We start from the raw sequence: 16,373 nt of genomic DNA on the forward strand, positions 1-16,373 counted from the left end.
CTTCAAGTGCTAATAACAATTTATCAAATTGGTCAAAGTATGTCAACATATAACACTTAAATTTTCTTAAATGAAAAAAAGTTGTTAAAAACCATGATATTACACAGTTAATAAGAACTTTTCAAACACATCGTTACCACGCATTCTACCTTGTTCAGATAGTTTGACATGATTATCCTCAACGATGATTTGACCTTCTTTTAGCAAACCTTGAACTACAGTGCCAAAAACATCATTAAATTTTCTATCATATCTTTTCTCGAAATCATTGATGTTAATACCTTTATTCAATCTCAATCCTAAGAACATGAATTCTTCCATCGAAGCATCGATATCGACTGGAATAATCTCTTTAACAGCACTACCGGTATTCATCGCTTTAATATAATGTGGGACAGGTATTACGTTATAATAGCGTTTACCATCAATATAACCATGGCTACCAGCTCCTGCTCCGTAATATTCTTTATTATCCCAATAGACTTTGTTGTGCTTTGACTCAAAATCTCCTTTAGCATAATTCGAGATTTCATATTGATGGAACCCATGTTCTGCTAAGAATCTCATTGTATATTCATACATGTCCTGGGCGAGAGTCTCATCAGGCATTTGAAGCATTCCTTTTTTATATAGATTATAAAATTGTGTCTTTGGTTCTAAAATGAGTGAATAACTCGAAATATGATTAATATTAAGCTGAACCGCCTGTTCTAAATCGTATTGGCACTCTTCGAGTGTCTGCGTAGGTAAATGATACATCAGATCGATACTAACTGACTCAATTCCTAAACGGTTCGCTTCATCTACAGCACGTTTAATATCACTTTCTACATGGGTTCTACCCAGTGATTTCAACAAACGATTATTAAATGTTTGCACACCAAGCGATAAACGATTAACACCATAGCGCTTCATAATAGCAATTTTATCGGTTGTTAATTCATCCGGATTCGCTTCAACAGTAAATTCACTCATAATTACAAATCTATCTGAAATATATTTTAGCAATCGTTCTAATTGTTTGCCAGATAATGCTGTCGGCGTCCCGCCTCCGATAAAAACTGTATAAATTTCCTTCTCACTAATCATTCCCAGCTCTTTAATAAGTGCATCTAGATATGCATCGACTGGTTGGTTCTTAATTAAAAATTTATTGAAATCGCAATACGTACAGATACGATTGCAAAATGGAATATGAATATATAAGCTTCTCATGCTACCACCTCCAAAATGAAAACACGATTGCTCTTTTAAAGATACAATCGTGTTTTTTGCTATTCTTCGTCCATTTTTAACACAGCTAGAAATGCATCTTGTGGAATTTCCACAGAACCTACTGCCTTCATCTTTGCTTTACCGGCTTTTTGTTTTTCTAAAAGTTTACGCTTACGTGAGATATCCCCACCGTAACATTTAGCTAGTACGTTTTTACCGATTGATTTAATATTTGTACGTGCAACAATTTTTTGTCCGATAGCAGCTTGAACAGGCACTTCAAATTGTTGACGTGGAATTAAAGTTTTGAGTTTCTCTACAATAACTTTACCACGTTCATAGGCAAAGTCTCTATGTACGATGAAACTTAGAGCATCGACACTTTCACCATTGAGTAAGATATCCATCTTCACTAAGCGACTTTCCTGATAGCCAATTAACTCATAATCAAAAGAGGCATATCCTTTAGTATTTGATTTTAACTGATCAAAGAAATCGAATACGACTTCTGATAATGGAATTTCATAGATGATATTTACACGAATATCGTCCATGTAGTCCATCGTCTGAAAGTTACCACGTTTTCTTTGGCATAATTCCATTACGGAACCGACATAATCATTCGGTACCATAATACTCGCTTTTACATATGGTTCATAAATTTTATCAATCTTTTGAGGGTCTGGCATTTTTGAAGGATTATCTACAATTACTTCACTCTTATCTGTCATTTCACACTTGTAAATAACAGATGGAGCTGTTGCAATTAACTCAATGCCGAATTCCCGTTCAATACGTTCCTGAATAATTTCCATATGTAATAATCCTAAGAAACCGACACGGAAACCAAAACCTAAAGCTTGAGAAGTTTCAGCTTCAAATTCTAAAGAAGCATCATTTAATTGGAGTTTCTCTAATGCTTCTCTTAAATCATTGTATCGTCCAGTATCAATTGGATAAATACCACAGAATACCATTGGATTCATCTTTTTATAACCTTGTAGCGGTTCATCTGCTGGATTATCAGCTAAAGTAATAGTATCCCCTACACTTGAATCTGCAACATTCTTAATTGAAGCTGCAATGTAACCTACATCACCGACCGTTAATTCAGAAACAGGCAATTGTTTCGGTGTATTGATTCCTACTTCAACCACATCAAAAGTTTTACCTGTAGACATCATTTTAATTTTATCGCCAGCTTTAACAGTGCCATCAATAATACGTATTGATGAAATTACACCACGATAAGCATCAAACGCACTATCAAAGATTAAAGCTTTTAATGGTGCCTCAGGATCGCCCATAGGTGCCGGAACTTTTTCAACGATTTGTTCTAAGATTTCCTCTATACCGATATTTGCCTTAGCTGAAGCGAGTACCGCCTCACTTGCATCCAAGCCAATCACATCTTCAATTTCCTGACGCACACGTTCAGGTTCAGCAGCAGGTAAATCTATTTTATTAATAACAGGTAATAATTCTAAATCATTATCTAAAGCTAAATAAACGTTTGCTAATGTCTGTGCCTCGATACCTTGGGCTGCATCAACTACCAATATAGCTCCTTCACATGCCGCTAAACTTCGTGATACTTCATAGGTAAAATCGACATGTCCTGGTGTATCTATTAAATGGAAAATATATGTTTCTCCATCTTTTGCTGTATAATTTAATTGTACTGCGTTCAGTTTAATTGTTATCCCACGTTCACGCTCTAGATCCATAGAATCCAGCAATTGAGATTTCATCTCTCGTGAAGCAACAGATTTTGTATTTTCTAAAATTCTATCTGCTAAAGTCGATTTCCCATGATCGATATGCGCAATAATAGAGAAGTTTCTTATTTTTTCCTGACGGCTTAAACGCTGTTCATTATTCATCTTTTTGCCCAACTTTCTTAAATTGTACGTATATTTGATTATAACAACTCTTATACAGTTGTTCAATGAGTTTTAAAAAATATAGATTGCATATACTGTCTGAATTTGATAAAATATTTCTTGTTGCAATCAAAATATCTATTTTAAGTGCAAGACATTTCTAGGAGGTGACATTATGCCAAACATTAAATCTGCAATCAAACGTGTTACAACTAACAATAAAGCACAACAAGCAAACATTTCTCAAAAGAATGATATGCGTTCTGCTGTGAAAAATGCAAAAGCGGCAATTGAAAACAACGCTGACAATAAATCAGAATTAGTACAAGTAGCTGTTAAAAAGATTGATAAAGCTGCGAAAAGCAACTTAATCCACGCTAACAAAGCTGACCGTTTAAAATCACAAGTTATGCGTAACAAATAATAATTATAAACAAAGCGACCTGAGGGTCGCTTTTTTATATTTTTAAGATAAACATTTCTAGTATTAATACTTTATCGAGATAACTGGATTTTAAAGCATAGTCCGTATCAGCACATTCTTTTATGATATTTAGTAGTTGTTTCAATTCCATTGTCCTTACTTTACGTAATGCTAGTTTCACTCGATATGGATGAACTTTTACTTGTTTTGAAATCTGTGCTTCACTAAATCCTTTTTGTGATAATATTTTCACCTGATAGAACAATCTATACTGACTACTTATCAATGCCAGAAGTTTAATCGGTTCTTCTTTCATATTAATCAAATCTTTCAATAAATGAACCGCTCTTTTCTTGTCATCTTTAGCGATATAATCAGTGAGTAAAAAGACATTTTGCTCTAGACTTCTGCTTACTACTTCAGTGACATCTTTCTTCGTAATGACTGGATTATCTCCAATAAATAATACTAATTTGTCCATCTCTTTTACAACATTACTGTAATTGAGTCCTGTAAGATGTATCATCTCGTCTAACGCATCCGCTTTAATATCTTTAAACTGTTCATTGAAACGCTTTTTAATCAGCTGTTTCATCCCATTTTCATCTAGCGGTTCTATTTTCTCAATTGTATGCAATTTCTTGATGCGTTTAACAATTTTCTTTCGCTCATCTAATTTATCCTGTAGCACTTTAAAGATGACAATGTTAGGTCCCTCATACTTTTCGAGAAAATCCACTACTTTATCTAAATTAATTTCATGTGCAATTTTTAATTTTTCACCTGTAAAAATAAAACTATTATTGATTACAATCACTTTCTGATCACTCAAAAATGGTAAAGTCATCGCATCTTCAGCAATTACTTCAAATGGTGTTTCCTGTAGATCATATCGACTAAAATTAAAATCATCCTGTTCATCGATATATTGATGGATAATTTTATCAACTTTATCTTCAACTAATGGTTTTGTACTCCCATAGGCTAAATAAATGTGACTCATTATGAGCACTCCTAACGTAAAAATCTTAATTTCATTATAGCTTTTTTTCGTTCAATATCATATACTTAAATAGATAGAAAAGTAGGGGGTTTATGACATGAATCATTTCGAAAAAAATACACAATCTAAAAACAATGACGTTCAAGACTCAGGCTATGCATTTTTAATTGGCTTTGGCGGATTCGCAACAATTTATATTATTGCTCAAATTTTCGACTTAGTAGCGAAATAATTTTTTTAAAGCGGTGAAATCACCGCTTTTTTTATTTATCATGAAATAATGCTTGATACTGTGTCTGAACAGTCCCTCTATCTAAATCAACAGTTATCCTTCCATTTTTCTGTGTATTAAAAATTTTGATATCGTTATTGATTAAAGCAGTTACAGTTTCATTATGAGGGTGTTTAAATCGATTATGCCGACCCGCAGAAATAATTGCAAATTTAGGATGTCGGCTAAGTAAAGTTTCACTTGTGCTCGTTCTGCTTCCGTGATGACCAATTTTCACTATATCTATAGCATCATCAATCTGACTTAAGATTTCATCTTCATACGCTTTACTTAAATCACCTAAAAATAATATATTTCTTCCGGGTTTATCGTGTTTTAAAAACACAACGATACTGTCATCATTCTCTTCTCCAGTTTGACCTGCAGATAAAAATCTTAAAGATACATTTTTGTTATTATTTTCATTTTGACGCACGAACTGAATTTGCGCTTCATGTAAATAATTATTCACATCTATCAATGCTATGCCTTTTAATTGTGCTAATCGAATTATGTTCTTATACTTTTCGCTGCCATGTGCTTTAGAATTTAAAATAATACGCTCAACCATCCCTGCCTTTATTAAATTTTCAGATTCTCCAAAGTGATCAGCATCAGGATGCGTCAAAATAAGCGCGTCAATTTTAGAAATACCACGATATTTTAAAAAAGGGAGCGTAACCTTGTCACTTATACTTTGTGCATTGCTGCGTCTTTCCCAAGATTTGCTAAAATCCAGCTTTCCTCCTGTATCGATCATTATCGTCTTTCTACCTAGCTCCAGTATGAATGCATCACCTTGCCCAACGTCCAAAAAGTGAACATAATTACTATTTTCTTTAATATTTTTATTTGTAAATATTAATAAAAATAGCAACAATGCAATGCTTAAACCTTTATAACTTTTTAATTTGCTAAATAGTAACGATAAAGCAATAAACATCAATACATAAATGAATATATGCTGTTGTTCTAATATAATTTCGACTCTAGAAAACTGCGTAAAAAATTTTGTTAACATGTCATTCAATATAAAAGAACCATCTACCCATTGATTTAACCAATTAATATGGATGTTTAACATAAATAATAATAGGATGAGCGTATAAATCGGAAAGATAATAAAAGTAAATAGTGGGATGAAAAAAATATTTGTCAACATACCGATTAAATAATTGTTATTAAAATGATAGAAAAGAATTGGAATTGTTGCTAATTGTGAGATAAAGTTAATGAGGAAAAATTGAAAAAGCTTTGATTTTTCATTATATAACGGTAAGATAAGCAAAAAACTGAAACATATAACATACGATAGTTGAAAGCCAATATCATAAACTGTAAAAGGATCATATATTAAATTTAGTATAAATGTGAGCGATAAAAGATCCGTAAGCTGCGTCTTTAGACCTGGATTAAATAAGATAAGCAAAATAAAAATAGTGGACCTCCAAACAGACGGTTGGCTACCTGTAAAAATCATATACATAGGTAACAACATTAGCAAAATCATTTTACACACGATTATTGGAACACTTAATCTCCGTAAAACAAAATAGAACTGTACTGATATCAGTGCAACGTGACTCCCACTGATGGCATAAAGATGATAAATACCTAGTGTTTTAAGTAGAGACATCTCATTTTTATTTAAGTATGATGTGTCACCTAACGTTAAAGCGATTAAATATCCCTTATGCACTATATTGGATTGATACATTGCTATAGCAACATCTTTTCTATATTTCTGAATATGTTCAATCATATTTAAATCTTGATAAGAACAATTTTGCCAGTCAACGTTCGTTAGCTTCAAACTGCCTCTTTTATGTGTATAATAGAGATAGGCATCATAATGGAAACCTGAAAAATTAGTATTTGGTAGAATATGTTGAAAACTCATTTGAGCTGAACAACTTAGAAATGTTAATTGCATCATTTGTAATCGTTCTTTTTCAGCTTCATTGTTTATCTTGTAGAAAAATTGATATTCTTCCTGTTGTACTGTTAATGACCCCATTAGTAAATTGCCGTCAATTTCTAAATCATCTGAAAATCTGAACTCACCTGTTGTATTGACTTTCGGCTCAAAATCAAATGGCAGTTTTTCACGTTTAAAATCATACATATTATAAAAATAAAACGCAATTAAAAATGCAGCCAAAAAAATTAACAACCATTTTTGTAGCTGCTTTTGAAATATGATAATACAGGAAATTATTATTAAAAAGATTGTAATAACGATAGAATAAGATGAAAGTATACCTGCTAATACAAGTAATACAACAACTACACCCAAGACTACCTCCTATCTTTACATTTGTTCAAAATAGCCTGCTACATGTTTAGGATTGAATTCAATTTTTTCAGTATCAATATTAGCCTTTTTTAACAGCTCAATTGCATAAGGATGATTCTTATAATCATTCGCATAATATATTTTCTTTATACCTGCCTGAATAATTGATTTCGTGCAATGAATACACGGGAAGTGTGTCACATATATATCCGCACCTTCAGTTGATACACCCATTTTTGAACATTGTAATAGCGCATTCATTTCAGCATGAATTGTACGAATACAATGGCCATTCTCTATGTAACATCCTTCATCTATACAATGTACTTCACCAGATACAGAACCATTATATCCACCTGCAATTATTCGATTATCTTTTACGATTGTTGCTCCAACGCTTAAACGTGTACACGTTGAGCGTAATGCTAATAATTGTGATTGTGCCATAAAATATTCTTTCCATTGAATTCTTTCCATAACATCACCTATGTCTTTTTGAACTCATTGTAATATTTATTCATATTTTATTCAAGGTGATCTAGATACGTACAGACATTTAAATAGATATATATTCCTTTAAATTTTCAAACGTTTTATCCCCTATCCCTTTTATCTCTTTAATTTCTTCTATTGATTTAAACCCTCCATTTGTTTCGCGATACTGAATAATTTCTTGAGCTTTTTTCGGCCCGATTCCAGGAATTTCTTCTAAAGCGCTTTGTTCAGACGTGTTTATATTAATTACTTTTTTATCAGTTAGATCATTACTATCATGTGTTCCTGCTTGTTGATACATCGAAAACTTATCCTGCTTCACTTCACCTTTAAATGGAACATAGACGACCATCGCATCTTTAACAGGTGCAGCGAGATTGACCGCATCAAGGTCAGCATTTTTAAGGGGTACTGCTAGTTTAACAATATCATTGACCACTTGATTGGATTTGGCAGGATATACACCACTGAATTTCACGGCACCTTTGATATCTACTTTCAATTCCGTTACAACTTGCTGCTTATCACTCGTCAATTGAGATTGCTGGTCTACAGGTATTAAAGAAGTTTTTGTTTCTTTAGCATCCATTTGTGCTAACTGACTTAGCGAAGTATCCTCCTGAATATTCTTTGATTGGTCGTAATTTTGAAAGATGACTACTCCACTAAGCATGATAATAATTCCTATAAACAGACTGGACATCTTATTTTTGTCTATCCATGTTTTTATCAATTCTAAATACATAAAAAACACCTCCACATTATTATCTGTAGAAGTGCTTAAAAATATTTTATTTGTCATAAATTAAATATTATTTTATTTTTTCTTTCTTCCTTACGACAAAAAATACACGATCAAAATATGCATCTTCATTTGTATCCACAATAAAATCAGGATCAAAATCTGCAAATATAGTGATAATCTCAAAACCAATCTGTCCTAGCATCACTTTATATTCATCAATTTCATAAGTTCTCTGATAATGCTGTTCATCAAAACGATGATAAATATCTTGCTCATTATCTTTGATAAAGAATGTCAGATCATGATAAACAGAAAACGGTACCTCACCTTGAATAGCATGCCAAATATATAACATCTTATCAAGTTCATCACTATAAGTCTGGTTATCAAAATATGTTTCAAATTTAGCTGTACTATGAACGTCAAAAATAAAGATACCATCATCCTCCAGATGATCTGAAACACTTTGAAACGTTTTCTGTACATCTTCTGGTTCAGCTAAATAATTTAAACTGTCACATAGACAAGTAATTAATTGAAATTTTTGATTGAGTTCTAGTTTTGTCATATCTTGAGCAATAAGGGTCACATCACTACGTTTTGATGCAGCAATCGCTAACATCTCTTCACTCAAATCAACACCTGTCACTTTAACATTGTGTGGCATTAAATCAAGTAAAGCACCCGTGCCTGTTGCTAAATCTAACATATTTTCTTTCAAATATGGTCTTATCACTTCAAGCCATCTATCATATGGCTGATCATACATAAACTGATCATAAATTGATGCAAATTGACCGTAAGACATTAAACTTGCTCCGGCATATACTCGATAATTTCCTGATCACGATATAACTTCTCTAAGTTATAATAGTCACGTTCTTCGTGATGAAATACGTGTACTACAACATCGCCTAGATCCACTAAAATCCAGCGAGCTTCATTAAAACCTTCAAGTCGATTTACTTCGATACCATGTTTTTGTGCTTCATCTTTTACTTCACGTGCGATTGCCTGTACTTGACGGTCACTATTCCCTTCACAAATTACGAAATAGTCCGTAATACCTGTAACATTTGCTACATTTATTCCTATAATATCTTCTGCTCTTTTGTTATCGCAAGCGTTAAACGCAAGTTCCAATAATGCTTCTTTTTTCATTCAATCATTCCTTTTCTTTTACTTCTGTAAATTATAATAATTTAAACACTCTATCGTTTTAGAATATATCGGTTTATCATTTTCGATTAAATATAATGCAGTACGTTTAGAAATTTCATAAATTGCTTTATCTAAATTCTTTTCTTCAAATACAATCTTGCGAATATCATCAACACCAGGTTGTGTACGTCCTGGTTCAATATAATCACTAATAAAGATAATTTTTTCGTTTAAACCCATTCCGGCGCGTCCTGTAGTATGATAATAAATCGCGTTATATATCTCTGAATCTATCTCATGTTTATCCATCATGTATGCAGCGGCTACCGGACCATGTAATATTTCTGAGTTATATGACAATAAATCATTATCGAGATTATATTTCGTAACTGCCTGATATAACTTACTTAACTCATCGTATTTCGCATAGTCATGCAAAATACCAGCCATTTCAACAATATCCTGATCACCATCAAAAATGTCAGCCATTTTTAAAGCTGTTTCTGCAACGCGAATTGAGTGCTCATATCTTTTCTTAGGTAATTTCTCTTCAACAAGCTTTTTAGCTTTCTTCTGCTTCATATAGATGTTCCTTTCTGATCAATCGCTCAATCGTATCTATTACAAAACAACGGATTGTCTTGCGCTGAGCAATTCGATTACGAATCATTGTAGAACTAATATCCATTCTTGGTATATTAAACGCTATAAATGGTTCAGGCAATTCCTGCGTATCTATATCTCGGTTAACCACAATAAACCGAACCATTTCTTTTAGTTTTTCAATTTCATACCATTGTGCTATAGATATATACTGATCTGTACCAATTATGACCGATATGTCTGCACCTGGATATTTATCCTGCAAATATCGCATTGTGTCATACGTATAGCTTTTACCTTTGCGGTGCATCTCTACAGTATCAATTTCTCCAAAACCTAAGTAATCAATCGCTAGTTTCAGCATCGAAATACGCGCATTATTACTTGTATGTGCACCACTTTTCTTTAAAGGGCTATGTCCTGTAGGTATGAATAAGAACATATCTGGCTGCTCCTGATGAAACACTTCATTTGCCACAGTTAAATGTCCGATGTGAACCGGATCAAATGAACCCCCATAAACAATGATTTTCATCGTGGTAATTCAATCTTCTTATTATTTACTGATGGTTTATATAAAATAATTGTTGAACCAATAACCTGTACAAGTTCACCATATACACGTCGCGCAATTGTTTCAGCAAGTTCTTGTTTGTCATCATCATTATTTTGTAACACACTTACTTTGATTAGTTCTCTTTTTTCAAGTACATCATTGAGCTGTTCAATTAAATTATCACTGATACCACCTTTTCCTATTTGAAAGATCGGATCAAGATGGTGTGCTTCTGCTCGTAAAAATCTTTTTTGTTTTCCTGTTAACATTTATTTCTTCCTTTCAAGGTTGTTTGCACTGCTTCACTCATTGCGTGAGAATCAGCTTTTAGCCCCGTCCATAACTCAAAGCTTTTAGCCCCTTGCATCACAAACATACCTAATCCATTTATTATTTTTAAATTGTTTGATTCTGCTTCCTTTAAAAATGCTGTTTTTTCCGGTGTATAAATAATATCACTTACTACACACGATTTTTTTAAATCATGGCATCGAATCAACGACATCTCATCAAATCCTGTCATTCCGACAGGTGTTGTATTGATGACTAAATCGTATACTGAAAGGTCATTTAGCTTATCATATGTCACACCATTAACTTTGAAAGGCCACGTTTCAATACGTTTTAAAGTACGGTTAGCAACCGTAACACGATGTTTTTGCATCATTGTATAACTAATCGCTCTACTCGCACCACCGGCTCCTAAAATTAATATGTTCATATCTTCTTTTAGAACATGATTTATACTTGATAAATACCCTAATCCATCCGTATTATATCCAATCCATTTGCCATTCTTAATATGAACCGTGTTGACTGCACCATTCATTTTAGCAGCAATATCTATTTCATCACAATAAGCCATAATATCAACTTTAAATGGAATCGTAACATTAAAACCATCTATATTCTTTTGCGCAATGACATCTTTGATATGATGAAAATGTTTCGGATCGATGTCTAATGCACTATATTCATCATTTCTTCCTAAAGCTTTAAAATTTGCATGATGCATCACTGGAGATAACGAATGTCGAATGGGATGGCCAATGACTGCAAAATTCATTTCGCCACCTACTTTATAGAATACTTGACCTTAAATATACATCGACTTGTTTCGGTGCATATACATCTATAACTGCACCTTTTTCTACAGTTATAAACCCTAGACCAGAAATAATAATATCTTGTTTATCTTCTTTAATCGATAGTGTAGTTCTTTTGACATTATCAAAATCAAAATCTTTTGTTCCTGGTGGTGTTAGTAACTCCCCTATTTGGCGGTGCCAAAGCGATTCAGCATTCTCCTGCTTCGTTCGATGTATATTAAGCATATTAGAAACAAAACAGTTTAAGCTTCTACGACCACCTGTTAAGTAATCAACACGTACAAGACCACCTAAAAATAATGTTTGACCTTCGTTCAATTGGAAGTTACGTGGTTTAATTTCATCCTTCGGCATTATGATTTTTAATTCTTTATCACTTACATAATGTGTCATTTGATGTGCCTGGATAATACCAGGTGTATCATACATAAATGAATGTTCATCTAAAGGAATATCAATTAAATCTAACGTTGTACCAGGAAAATGAGAGGTCGTAATGACATTCTTTTCACCGACGCTTGTTTCAATTAACTTATTGATTAAAGTTGATTTACCGACATTTGTCGTCCCAACCACATAAACATCTTTTCCCCCACGGTGTGTTTCAATTGATTCCAATAATTCATCAATACCATGATTCTTTTGTGCAGATATGAGTACGACATCATCAGCTTTCATCCCTAAATCTTTCGCCTGTTTTTCGATCCATAGTTTCACACGACGTTTATTAATTAATTTCGGTAATAAGTCCATTTTATTTGCCGCAATTATGACCTTTTTATTTCCAACGATTCGCTTTAAACCATTGATCCATGACCCCTGAAAATCAAATACATCGATCACATTAACGATAATACCATCTTTATCACTTAAAGCATTTAGCATGGTTAAGAAATCATCACTTGTTAAATGCACATCCTGTATCTCATTATAGTGTTTTAATCTAAAGCAACGTTTACAAATGACATCCTCTTTATTCAAACTTGAATTTGGAACGTAGCCTGGCTTTGATTGGTCTGTTGATTGCAAGATTGCACCACAACCAATACATTTCATTTCATTACTCAAATAATGTTCCTCCTGAAAATATTTATCAATATATTTATTTTAGCACATAACGCCTACTAAGTATTGTAAGACAAAATAAAAGGGTTGTGCGAGTATGCACGACCCAGATTAAGCGGGTGATCGGAATCGAACCGACAACATCAGCTTGGAAGGCTGAGGTTTTACCACTAAACTACACCCGCATATATTAAATTGGTATAAATATAATAACGAATATTATCATTTTTGTAAAGAATAAATAAACTTATGTGTTGATTTTAGTATATTTAATACAAATTAAGAGTTCAGGAAATTCCCGAACTCGAAATAACTACTTATTCAAATCAACGATAACGCCTTCCCCACCTATCGTAATGGGTTGCTTACCGTCCCATTTATCGATCATCTGTTTACGAATAATTTTATCTGTCAATGATTTTTCTAAAATAGCATTCGCTTTTGCCTGACCTTCTGCCTCAATTTGTTTCTTCTTGGCATTTTGTTCCGCAATTGCTCTATCTGTCTTTGCTCTTTCTAATTCTTGATTTGCTTTTACACGTTCGTCAATTGCAGCTTGTGTTGCTTTATCAGCTTTTGGGCTGGAAATCGCTATATCTTCTACAATAAACCCTTGATCTGTTAAGTTTTGCTGTAACTGTTCTAAAGTATTCTTCTTAATTTCACCCGTTTTAACACCGAATGTTTCAATCACCGAGAATTTCGCAACAGATTGACGTAATCCATCTAGTACTCGTGTTCGAAGAAATCCATTTTCAAGTCCAGTAATATCTGCATTACCAAATTTATTAAAGATCTTCACAACTTTTGTAGGATCCACATGATAGTTCACACTAATATCCATATTTAAATTTTTACCATCACTAGTGGCAACATTTAAATCTGTGTATTCTTTCGTCTGCGTACGAATTGGGTAATGTACAGCTTTATCTAATGGAAAAATAAAGTGCCACCCGGCAGGTTTCGTCTCTTCTTTAACACCGCTGACTGAATAGATGACCGCTTGGTATCCTTGAGGTACCTTTTCTATAGACATAAATGCTAACATAATACCTAACAATAATAATAGCCCAAGCATAGATGTGATTAAGAATGATTTTCTATTGATTGGTTTACGATTTTTAGGTTTAATCGTCTTTACTGATTCTGTCGATGAGTTCATTAACTTCTTCCAGCTCCTTCTCTAAATATTTAATTTCTGCAATGTCACTAATCATACCGGTCTTTGCAAATATCTCACTTTCAAGCATCTTCTTTTTACTTCTTAAAGCAGCCTGATTCAATTCATATTTGCGCATATTTTCAATGTTTTGTTGCTCAATCTGTTCTTTTACTTCTCTATGGCTAAAATAATCATAAAGGCGACTTAATACAAAATAAAGAACCGTAAGTACAATCACTAAAATAAATAACCATATTAGAAAAAGTTTCAAATAAATCCTCCTCTTTATAAAGAAGTATTGTATCTATTTTACCATTTTATATTGTTTTAAAAGGATAAACTGATATTTTTAAGGTAAATTTAAGGTTAACAACAAAAAAGAGACAATGTGCTTGTCTCTTTAAGTAAAAATAGATTTTAGTTTTCCCAGTTGATTAAACCTTTTTTCTTAAAATATGCTAAAAACTTACGCTCAATCATTCTGTTGACACGTGTTTTCCATTCATCATTAGATTTCACTGGTACTACCATTATTGAATAAAATCCATTAGAATTTGCTGCAAGCACATCCGTCATCATCTGATCACCGATAACTACAGTTTCTTCAGGTTGTACTCCCATTGCGACACAAGCTTTCTTAAAAGCTTGTCCCATAGGCTTGCGTGCGTTAAAAATATAATCTACTTCTAATGGTGTCGCAAATGTTGCAACGCGTGCCTGATTATTGTTTGAAACGATTGTAACTTTAATATTGTGTTCACGCATACTGTTAAACCAGTTAATTACTTCAGGTGTTGCTAAAGCAACATCCCAGCCAACCAGCGTATTATCTAAATCAGTAATGATTGCCTTTACACCACGTCCTGATAATTCTTCTGGTGTGATTTCAAATATTGACTTTGCATATTTACTTGGTAATAAATATTTTTGAAATAATCCCATAAGTCACCTCTAAATTTTATATTGCTTAGTTATACCCTTTTATACAATCAATAACCCCAATCCAATAAGGATCGGGGTATAATGTATTATTCGATTTCTTGATTTGGAGCGTAATCTACTTCAGTACCTGTGTAAATTAAAAATCCGATAATTGCCGTTGCAATTACTGATAATGCCATAATAAATATCATAACGTGCGCCTCCTATCCCCTTAAGCTGGTAATGTCTCTATTAATGATTTTACAATTTTAGAACTTGATACGCAAGCCACTTTTAAGAACTCTTCAAAACTCATCTCTGCCTCACCGTTTGCAAGGTCAGAAATAGCACGTGTAATAATAAACGGAACCTTAAATTGATGACATGTTTGTGCTACTGCAGCTGCTTCCATCTCAACTGCAAGGCTTTCATTAAAGTTTGTTATGATTTCCTGCTTTTGTTCAGATGAGCCAATGAAACTATCACCTGAAACGATGACTCCGATATGTGCTTTAAGATTATTTTGTTCAATGGCCTGTTGTGTATATTCAATTAATTTTTCATCAGCAAGATATCGTGCAGGCATACCTGGTACTTGCCCTAATGCATAGCCAAAAGCAGTCGCAACAACATCATGATGAAGTACGCTTTGACTAATAACAATATCACCAACAGCTAAAGAAGCACCTAAGCCACCTGCACTACCTGTATTGATGATTATCTCCGGATGATAATTCTGGATAAGCAGTGTTGCACAGATTGCAGCATTCACTTTACCGATACCACTTTGCATTAATACAACATCTTTACCATATAAATTACCTTTAAAGATTTCAACATGGGCAATCTTTTCTGTTTGCAGTTCCTGCATATCACCCTTTAAAATTTCAATCTCTTCCTGCATTGCTCCGATAATTCCAATCACACGAATTCCTCCTAAATAAAAAGTAGATCATAAGATCTACTTTAATGTATATATAATATATTAGCTGATTTCAACGATTTTAACACGCATTTCATTGCCGTTTGGTAACGGAACGTTTACTTCGTCGCCAACTTTTTTACCAAGTAATGCTTTAGCAATTGGAGATTCATTTGAAATTTTACCTTCAAAAGGATCAGCTTCAGCAGAACCTACAATTTTATATGATTCTTCTTCATTACCAGGCACTTCAGTAAATGTTACTGTTCTGCCTAATTGAACTTCTGATTTTGAACCATCATCTTCAATAATAACTGCATGACGTAACATCATTTCAATCTTAGTAATTTCCTGTTCAACAAAGCCTTGCTCATCTTTAGCAGCATCGTATTCTGAGTTCTCTGAAAGGTCACCAAAACTACGTGCAACTTTAATTTTTTCAACGACTTCAGGTCGTCTTACTGTTTTTAAATGTTCTAATTCAACTTCTAACTTTTCAAATCCTTCTTTAGTCATTGGGTATTCTTTTTGCATTTCCATGG

20 protein-coding genes and 1 tRNA gene are annotated in these 16,373 nt (G+C 33.2%); 2 read left to right on the forward strand and 19 right to left on the reverse strand.

Going from position 1 to position 16,373, the window contains the following annotated elements; all coding sequences use genetic code 11:
- Positions 1-99 precede the first annotated feature (99 nt).
- Both hemW and lepA read right to left on the reverse strand, forming a co-directional pair.
- Complete coding sequence (gene hemW / locus BHU61_RS05535; protein WP_111715237.1) at positions 100-1,215, reverse strand: radical SAM family heme chaperone HemW; 1,116 nt, start codon at positions 1,213-1,215, stop codon at positions 100-102.
- Between the two features lie 59 nt (positions 1,216-1,274).
- Positions 1,275-3,098 carry a translation elongation factor 4 gene (gene lepA, locus BHU61_RS05540; protein ID WP_099578523.1) on the reverse strand — a complete coding sequence of 608 codons (1,824 nt, stop codon included), beginning with the start codon at positions 3,096-3,098 and terminating at the stop codon, positions 1,275-1,277.
- Between the two features lie 175 nt (positions 3,099-3,273).
- Here lepA and rpsT point away from each other — a divergent pair, with 175 nt between their 5' ends.
- Positions 3,274-3,522, forward strand: coding sequence for a 30S ribosomal protein S20 (gene rpsT, locus BHU61_RS05545; protein WP_096076311.1), 249 nt, complete (start codon positions 3,274-3,276; stop codon positions 3,520-3,522).
- A gap of 34 nt (positions 3,523-3,556) precedes the next feature.
- Here rpsT and holA read toward each other — a convergent pair whose 3' ends face one another.
- Entirely contained in the window at positions 3,557-4,528 is a 972-nt protein-coding gene (gene holA, locus BHU61_RS05550; RefSeq protein ID WP_379883798.1) for a DNA polymerase III subunit delta, read from the reverse strand.
- A 94-nt stretch (positions 4,529-4,622) separates the two neighbouring features.
- On the opposite strand from holA, the gene BHU61_RS05555 reads away from it, so the two are divergent.
- Positions 4,623-4,757, forward strand: a complete 135-nt coding sequence (locus tag BHU61_RS05555; RefSeq protein WP_096076310.1) for a YqzM family protein — start codon at positions 4,623-4,625, stop codon at positions 4,755-4,757.
- A 31-nt stretch (positions 4,758-4,788) separates the two neighbouring features.
- Here BHU61_RS05555 and BHU61_RS05560 read toward each other — a convergent pair whose 3' ends face one another.
- From BHU61_RS05560 to greA, 16 genes are all read right to left on the reverse strand, one after another.
- Positions 4,789-7,092 carry a DNA internalization-related competence protein ComEC/Rec2 gene (locus BHU61_RS05560; protein WP_111715240.1) on the reverse strand — a complete coding sequence of 768 codons (2,304 nt, stop codon included), beginning with the start codon at positions 7,090-7,092 and terminating at the stop codon, positions 4,789-4,791.
- A 15-nt stretch (positions 7,093-7,107) separates the two neighbouring features.
- Complete coding sequence (locus tag BHU61_RS05565) at positions 7,108-7,569, reverse strand: ComE operon protein 2 (protein ID WP_111715241.1); 462 nt, start codon at positions 7,567-7,569, stop codon at positions 7,108-7,110.
- A gap of 79 nt (positions 7,570-7,648) precedes the next feature.
- A complete protein-coding gene (locus tag BHU61_RS05570) occupies positions 7,649-8,332 on the reverse strand; it encodes a helix-hairpin-helix domain-containing protein (protein WP_170122462.1) in 684 nt (227 codons plus the stop codon).
- A 67-nt stretch (positions 8,333-8,399) separates the two neighbouring features.
- Positions 8,400-9,140 carry a class I SAM-dependent DNA methyltransferase gene (locus BHU61_RS05575; protein ID WP_111715244.1) on the reverse strand — a complete coding sequence of 247 codons (741 nt, stop codon included), beginning with the start codon at positions 9,138-9,140 and terminating at the stop codon, positions 8,400-8,402.
- Entirely contained in the window at positions 9,140-9,493 is a 354-nt protein-coding gene (rsfS, locus tag BHU61_RS05580; protein WP_111715246.1) for a ribosome silencing factor, read from the reverse strand. Before rsfS ends, BHU61_RS05575 begins: the two co-directional genes overlap by 1 nt.
- An 18-nt stretch (positions 9,494-9,511) precedes the next feature.
- A complete protein-coding gene (gene yqeK, locus BHU61_RS05585; protein WP_111715247.1) occupies positions 9,512-10,075 on the reverse strand; it encodes a bis(5'-nucleosyl)-tetraphosphatase (symmetrical) YqeK in 564 nt (187 codons plus the stop codon).
- Positions 10,056-10,631, reverse strand: a complete 576-nt coding sequence (nadD, locus tag BHU61_RS05590; RefSeq protein WP_111715249.1) for a nicotinate (nicotinamide) nucleotide adenylyltransferase — start codon at positions 10,629-10,631, stop codon at positions 10,056-10,058. Before nadD ends, yqeK begins: the two co-directional genes overlap by 20 nt.
- On the reverse strand, positions 10,628-10,921 hold the full coding sequence (gene yhbY / locus BHU61_RS05595) for a ribosome assembly RNA-binding protein YhbY (protein WP_096076302.1): 294 nt from the start codon (positions 10,919-10,921) through the stop codon (positions 10,628-10,630). Before yhbY ends, nadD begins: the two co-directional genes overlap by 4 nt.
- Positions 10,915-11,718, reverse strand: coding sequence for a shikimate dehydrogenase (aroE, locus tag BHU61_RS05600; protein ID WP_111715250.1), 804 nt, complete (start codon positions 11,716-11,718; stop codon positions 10,915-10,917). Before aroE ends, yhbY begins: the two co-directional genes overlap by 7 nt.
- A 13-nt stretch (positions 11,719-11,731) precedes the next feature.
- The gene (gene yqeH, locus BHU61_RS05605; RefSeq protein WP_111715252.1) at positions 11,732-12,829 is read right to left on the reverse strand and encodes a ribosome biogenesis GTPase YqeH; all 1,098 of its coding nucleotides are present in this window, start codon (positions 12,827-12,829) and stop codon (positions 11,732-11,734) included.
- Positions 12,830-12,940: 111 nt separating this feature from the next.
- A tRNA-Gly gene (locus tag BHU61_RS05610) sits at positions 12,941-13,011 on the reverse strand.
- 128 nt (positions 13,012-13,139) lie between these two features.
- Positions 13,140-13,988 carry a prohibitin family protein gene (locus BHU61_RS05615; RefSeq protein WP_111715254.1) on the reverse strand — a complete coding sequence of 283 codons (849 nt, stop codon included), beginning with the start codon at positions 13,986-13,988 and terminating at the stop codon, positions 13,140-13,142.
- Positions 13,954-14,259, reverse strand: coding sequence for a hypothetical protein (locus BHU61_RS05620; protein WP_099578547.1), 306 nt, complete (start codon positions 14,257-14,259; stop codon positions 13,954-13,956). Before BHU61_RS05620 ends, BHU61_RS05615 begins: the two co-directional genes overlap by 35 nt.
- A 146-nt stretch (positions 14,260-14,405) precedes the next feature.
- On the reverse strand, positions 14,406-14,930 hold the full coding sequence (locus tag BHU61_RS05625; protein ID WP_111715256.1) for a YqeG family HAD IIIA-type phosphatase: 525 nt from the start codon (positions 14,928-14,930) through the stop codon (positions 14,406-14,408).
- A gap of 211 nt (positions 14,931-15,141) precedes the next feature.
- Positions 15,142-15,834, reverse strand: a complete 693-nt coding sequence (mtnN, locus tag BHU61_RS05630) for a 5'-methylthioadenosine/S-adenosylhomocysteine nucleosidase (RefSeq protein WP_111715257.1) — start codon at positions 15,832-15,834, stop codon at positions 15,142-15,144.
- A 60-nt stretch (positions 15,835-15,894) separates the two neighbouring features.
- Positions 15,895-16,371, reverse strand: a complete 477-nt coding sequence (gene greA, locus BHU61_RS05635) for a transcription elongation factor GreA (RefSeq protein ID WP_099578553.1) — start codon at positions 16,369-16,371, stop codon at positions 15,895-15,897.
- Between the last annotated feature and the right edge of the window lie 2 nt (positions 16,372-16,373).

The sequence above is a fragment of the Macrococcus epidermidis genome (assembly GCF_003259695.1).
Classification (GTDB): Bacteria; Bacillota; Bacilli; order Staphylococcales; family Staphylococcaceae; genus Macrococcoides; species Macrococcoides epidermidis.